Source organism: Falsiroseomonas sp. RANM36 (assembly GCF_056682175.1).
The window spans coordinates 797,720-798,300 of the sequence record NZ_JBWXTD010000004.1 but is presented as its reverse complement, the minus strand read 5'-3'; the positions used below and the strand labels follow the sequence as shown (position 1 = coordinate 798,300).

Below are 581 nucleotides of genomic sequence, written 5' to 3'. Positions count from 1 at the left end.
TGCGCCGCGGCCCGCGCCGCGGCGGGCGCTTGGGAATTGGCGCCGGGGGGCCGCCCGACCGCCGGCGCGCCGCGCGCCGCCGCCGCGGCGATCTGCGCCGCGTCGGCCTCCACGAAGATCGAGGTCCGGATGCCGGCGGCGTTGAGGCGCGCGATCGCCTCGGCCAGGAACGGCCCGGCGCGGAGCACGTCCAGGCCCCCCTCGGTGGTCAGCTCCGCGCGCTTCTCGGGCACGATGCAGCAATCGGCGGGCTTCAGGCGCTCGGCGATCGCGACCATCTCCTCCGTCGCGGCCATCTCGAAGTTGAGCGGCGCGGCGATCCGGGCGCGGCCGCGGTCCAGGTCGTCGTCGCGGACATGCCGCCGGTCCTCCCGCAGATGCATGGTGATGCCGTCGGCGCCGGCCTCGAGCACCGCGACCGCGGCCGCCAGGGGATCGGGGTGGGTGCCGCCGCGGGCGTTCCGCAGCGTCGCCACGTGGTCGATGTTGATGGAGAGTTTCATGTGATGCCCTCAGACGCGTCGTGCCGGAGGCACGCCTTCGGCGTGCCGCGGGGGGGCCCCCCCCCTGGGGTAGCGCGC

The 581-nt window shown here is 76.6% G+C and carries 1 protein-coding gene; it reads right to left on the bottom strand.

Translation table 11 applies throughout. From position 1 onward, the window contains the following. Positions 1-503: pyridoxine 5'-phosphate synthase (locus AC1MIR_RS17625; RefSeq protein WP_480029485.1), on the bottom strand; the 503-nt coding region annotated here is incomplete at its 3' end. Between the last annotated feature and the right edge of the window lie 78 nt (positions 504-581).